Origin of the sequence: Candidatus Aquicultor secundus (genome assembly GCF_002791875.1) — a bacterium.
Taxonomy (GTDB): Bacteria; Actinomycetota; Aquicultoria; order Aquicultorales; family Aquicultoraceae; genus Aquicultor_A; species Aquicultor_A secundus.
The window spans coordinates 1-4,950 of record NZ_PFNG01000046.1; the positions used below are offsets into that span (position 1 = coordinate 1).

Annotated in this window: 6 protein-coding genes and 1 riboswitch; all 6 genes read right to left on the reverse strand. The window is 52.7% G+C overall.

The window, feature by feature from the left end:
• Positions 1 to 85: 85 nt before the first annotated feature.
• The gene (locus tag COY37_RS01940) at positions 86 to 301 is read right to left on the reverse strand and encodes a hypothetical protein (protein ID WP_286677679.1); all 216 of its coding nucleotides are present in this window, start codon (positions 299 to 301) and stop codon (positions 86 to 88) included.
• Positions 273 to 410, reverse strand: coding sequence for a hypothetical protein (locus COY37_RS01945; RefSeq protein ID WP_286677678.1), 138 nt, complete (start codon positions 408 to 410; stop codon positions 273 to 275). The genes COY37_RS01940 and COY37_RS01945 overlap by 29 nt, the downstream gene beginning before the upstream one ends.
• A gap of 69 nt (positions 411 to 479) precedes the next feature.
• Entirely contained in the window at positions 480 to 1,868 is a 1,389-nt protein-coding gene (locus COY37_RS01950) for a formate dehydrogenase accessory sulfurtransferase FdhD (RefSeq protein ID WP_286677677.1), read from the reverse strand.
• Complete coding sequence (locus COY37_RS01955; RefSeq protein ID WP_286677676.1) at positions 1,861 to 2,952, reverse strand: ABC transporter ATP-binding protein; 1,092 nt, start codon at positions 2,950 to 2,952, stop codon at positions 1,861 to 1,863. The genes COY37_RS01950 and COY37_RS01955 overlap by 8 nt, the downstream gene beginning before the upstream one ends.
• On the reverse strand, positions 2,934 to 3,647 hold the full coding sequence (locus COY37_RS01960; protein WP_286677675.1) for an ABC transporter permease: 714 nt from the start codon (positions 3,645 to 3,647) through the stop codon (positions 2,934 to 2,936). The genes COY37_RS01955 and COY37_RS01960 overlap by 19 nt, the downstream gene beginning before the upstream one ends.
• A 201-nt stretch (positions 3,648 to 3,848) precedes the next feature.
• The gene (locus COY37_RS01965; RefSeq protein ID WP_286677674.1) at positions 3,849 to 4,730 is read right to left on the reverse strand and encodes an ABC transporter substrate-binding protein; all 882 of its coding nucleotides are present in this window, start codon (positions 4,728 to 4,730) and stop codon (positions 3,849 to 3,851) included.
• A riboswitch (molybdenum cofactor riboswitch) is annotated at positions 4,719 to 4,868 on the reverse strand. (Overlaps the previous gene by 12 nt.)
• Between the last annotated feature and the right edge of the window lie 82 nt (positions 4,869 to 4,950).

The window sequence follows — 4,950 nt, forward strand, 5'->3', positions numbered from 1 at the left end:
CATCTAATCGCTGTTTGCTATTTGCTATAAGAATGACAACTAATCGCTATTTGCTTCTTCAGAATGACAGTGACCAACCGTTGAATTACCCAATGATCGGCTCAAACAATTCCACCGTCACCTTATCTCCGGTTTTGATCTCCTCGACGTCTTCAGGGACGACCATCAGGCCATTGGCCAAGGTCATCGGTCTGAGGCTGCCTGATTTTTGGGAGCCGCTCAGGCGCGCATTGAAACCGCCGTCCGATTTCTCGACGATGAGATGAAGTTTCTCAAGCACCCCATTGCAGATACGGCGCATTGAAACCGCCGTCCGATTTCTCGACGATGACGCGCACCATATTACGCCGCCCCGTCCGATTTACGAATGAGGGATCCGTAAAGATCGCCCCGACCGTCATCCTGATCAATCTCTCTATCCCCTCTCTTTCTCAAGCAGAAGGCAGTAAGCGGTAGCCAGACGTTTTTCTGCTTACTGTTTACTCCCTGCTGCCTACTATCCTCGCTCCGTCCGTATAAACTTTCATGTTTGCGCCGCGTACGTAGCCGACTACTTCGATGCCGAGTCGTTTCGCTAAATCGGCCGCCATGTCGGTTGCGGCGGTGCGCGTTACCAAAACCGGAATCCTGGCTTTTGCCGCTTTCACGACCATCTCATAAGAAATCCGACCCGTCGTAAAGAGCAGCACGTCACGGTCATCGACCCCGTCCAGCCAAAGCCTCCCTACGATCATGTCAACCGTGTTGTGGCGCCCGATATCCTGGCGGATGAACGCTATCTCACCGTCTTTTATCAGGCCGGACGAGTGCATGCCGGCACGGCGGCTGCTGCGCAAAAACTGCTTCATAAGCTCGGGGATATCCTTCGCGGGTACGGTGAACCGCGATTTGTTCTTTGCGATATTGAGGGCATCCCCCAGGCTTACAAACGAAAATCCTTTGCCGCAGCCCGAAGTCACAAATCGTTTTCCCATTGATTTTGAAGCGTTCGTCGTGGATTTTTTCGTGCGGACCCTGACCTCGCCGCGCTCCTCGTTTATCCTGATATCAAGTAACTCGCCGCGCTCTTGCAGCACACCTTCCGCAAACAGAAATCCGCAGGCAAGTTCATCCAGGTGTTCGAGGCTGGCCTGCACGGTTACGAGTTCTTCCGAGTTAACGTAGATCGTCACGGGGCGCTCAACAGGGATACGCTCGTCGTCGTCATCGAGATCGACGACCTTCGGGCTATTATCTTTCTCCACAGACATACCCCTCACCTGGACCTGGGCATCCTTCAGGTCGCGCTCGGTGTTCACGTTAAGAAATGTCGTATCCGCCCCCTTAAGGCCTACCATCTCGGCATGCTCGACTGTTCTTACGTTGGCCTGCGGGAACATCGAGATTATCTTTCGCTCCCCCTGCGCCAGCGCTTTTTCTATCGCGGGCAGGCTGCGCTTGTTATAAAAAGCAAAGAGCGGCTCTAAGCCGTTGGGTGTCCGGGGCACGACGACATCCGTCTCACCGGCGAATCCGGCGAGGTACTCTACGACATCCGCACTGATAAACGGCATATCAACCGCGATGACGAAGTTGTTCTCGTGGGACGACGCCTTAAGACCCGCGCTGATTCCGCCAAGCGGGCCCTGATACGGCACATCGTCGTGAACAACCCCGGCACCGTTAAGCTCGATCGGAATATCTTGATTGGTAACTACGACCACCTCGTCGAACAGCTCGCCCAACACGCGTACCGCACGCGCAAGCAGCGGCTCGCCGTCAAATTCAACCAGGCTTTTATCCCGGCCCATGCGGCTGCTCTTGCCGCCTGCCAGAATAATCGCGGTCATTTTATTAGTTTTTATTACGTTGCCCATGCTATCATCCATGTTCGCCTTCGCGTGAAATTATATGAACACCCGTCGCTTTAAACGATGCCCATACCTTTTGGCCGACCGTGAGGCCCATATCCTCGACCGAGCGCTTCGTTATAAACGCGACCAGGGGAAACCCGCAGTCGAGGATTGCGCGGTAAAAAACGCCCAGGTCTAGAATCGTCGTTACGGTACCCGAAAAATGATTGCGGACGCCCGACCCGGTGCCGGTTTTTGCCAATGTAATGGTAACATTTTCGGGTCGTATCAACACCCAAACTTTATCGCTCGGGTTATCAGGGCCGATGGCCTCAACCTCGGCACCATTTACCTTAATCCTGACCAGGCCGTTTGCGCGTGCGACGGTTCTTCCTTTCAGGATGTTCCGCACCCCGACAAAATCGGCTATCCCCCTGGTCGCGGGGGAAGCAGTCACTTCTCGAGGCGACCCTATTTGTTGGATAACGCCCGCATCGATAAACGCGCAGCGGTCGGCCAGTATCATCGCCTCGGTCAACTCGTGGGTCACATAAATCACTGTCGTATTCAGTTTCTCTAAAATCTCATATAAATCAACCAGAAAAGACTCTCTGGTGGGGGGATCGAGTGAAGCCATAGGCTCGTCTAATAATAAGAGTTCTGGCTCAAGTACGAGCGCCCGCGCCAGCGAACTCCTCTGCGCCTCGCCCCCGGAGAGACTTTGGGCGGATCGGGTTAGCAGGTGCGCGATACCAAGCGTCTCGGCAATAGCAAGTACTTTTTGTTCTATCTCGCTTCGGCCGGTCTTGCGGACCTTAAGCCCGTACGCGATATTGTCAAAAACAGTGCCCGAGAAAAGAAGCGATTCCTGAAACACAAACGCCAGACGCCGCCGGATATCAAGCTCGCCTTCAGGTTTCTCACCCGCGACAAACTCAATACTTCCGTTGCTCCGCTTTTCAAGGTGGGCGATCAGGCGCAGCAGCGTGCTCTTGCCCGAGCCGTTCGGGCCGATTACCGCGAGGACCTCACCCTGGTTAACGGTGAGTTCCTTGATATCGAGAACCGTCGTTGTGCCGTAGTGCATCACCAGGTCTTTTATTACGAGATACGGCGCCATATCGCAGTCCCCTTTTGCTGGTAATGCGTCAAGGCGTAGGTGGCCGCAAACGTCACGGCCAAGAGGATGAAACTCAATGCCATCGCCCGGCTGAAATCACCCTTTCCGACCAGCTCAACGATAGCGGTCGTTAATACCCTTGTCTGCCCGCTAATATTGCCGCCGACCATCATAACGGCACCTACCTCGGATATTACAGCGCCAAATCCTGCGATTACCGCCGCAAGCGCGGTAAGCTTCGCTTCTTTGATCAACGTAAAAACCATCTGGCTTTTGGTCGCCCCGAGAGCGAGAGACTGCAGCCTGAGCTTCGGATTAAGCTGCTGTATTGCCGATACAGTCAACCCCGTTACAAGCGGCATGGCTATTATTACCTGGGCGATAACCATTGCGGACAGCGTATACATAAGCCCCATGAATCCCAAAACCCCCGAGCGCCACAAAAACAAGGCGACAAACAAGCCGACGACAACCGGCGGCAGACCCATACCGGCGTTAAACAATGCCACAACAAAACTCCTGCCCGGAAAGCGGGTAAGCGCAAGAAGCAACCCGATCGGGATACCCAAAACCAAAGATATCACAATCGCGCTGCCCGATGTCTCAAGCGAGCGCAACGTCGCCTCAACGACCAGGGAGTCACCCGTAACTATCAATATAAACGCTTGTTTTAACCCATCAATGAGCAGTTCCATACCTACCGTCTTTATGATCGTTATAATTACCGTTCTTTGCGTTACTTTCTTGCAATTATGATCGTTATAATTACCGCTCTATGTGTTACTTCCTTGCAAGATAGAGCGGTCAGGGCTTCCGGCCGGATACTCTCAGATATTTGCCTACTGACCGAAAGCTCACCGCTTTAGATTACCAACTATATGTTGCTCAGCTGTTTGTTACTTAGCCGATTTTACAGCATCGGGGATAAACAGCGACTGCCCGTACTTATCCTTGCCAAAATCTGCAATTATCTTCTGTCCCTCGGGTGATGTTATAAAATCGCTAAATTCGGTAGCGCCATCAACATTAACTTTAGGGAACTTATCCGGATTCACAATGATAACGCCATAGGGGTTCAGGAGGTCTTTGCTCTTCTCAAGTACTATGACCAGGTCGATATTGCCCTTTTGCACCAGGTAAGTGCCCCTATCGGAGAGCGTGTAGCCCTGCTTTTCGTTAGCTATCCTGATAGTGGCGGCCATCCCCTGACCCGTCTTGACGTACCAATCTCCCTGCGGTTTTATCCCAGACTTCTTCCAGATTTGAAGCTCTTTTTTGTAGGTGCCGGAATCATCTCCGCGTGATACAAAGGTGGCTTTTTTGGCGGCGACTTTCTTAAAGCCCTCTGCCGCGCTGGTGGAATCTTTTACCCCCGCAGAATCATTTTTAGGCCCGATAAAAACGAAGTCATTGTGCATGACATCTTTTCTAACTTTTCCAAACCCCTTGGCCATGAACTCGTCTTCCGCCGGGCGTGCGTGAACAAGCAAAACATCGGCGTCGCCGCGCTCGCCCATCTTTAAGGCTTCACCGGTTCCGACCGCGATCGTCTTGACGGTAATCCCCGTTTTCTTCTCAAACGCGGGGATCAGGGCATCCAGGAGCCCGGTGTCCTTAGTGCTGGTGGTAGTGGCCAGTATAATTGTCTCGTTTTTGGCCTGTTTTTCGGTGGTAGAAGTTTTTTCCGAGGTTGTCGTAGCGCTCTGATTGCTCGAGCAGCCCACAACGACAAGCATAGTTAACAGAGCTGCCAATATGACAGCGGCAAATCGTTTCATCTGTCTCCTTTCCAATGTCGGGAGGCAAAGCCGTTTCCGGCTCAACCCTGGCCGAAAACCCACCTTTACGGCAAGCTCGGCGCCCTCATCCCATAGCCTAAAAACCGTAGGGATTTCGGGTCGGTGTAAAGCCCCGGGTTTCGTAGAGGCTTTCAACCTACAATTTCCAAAGTCTTTTCAGACACGTTTTCGCTATAATACATCGCCTCCTTTTCCGCTG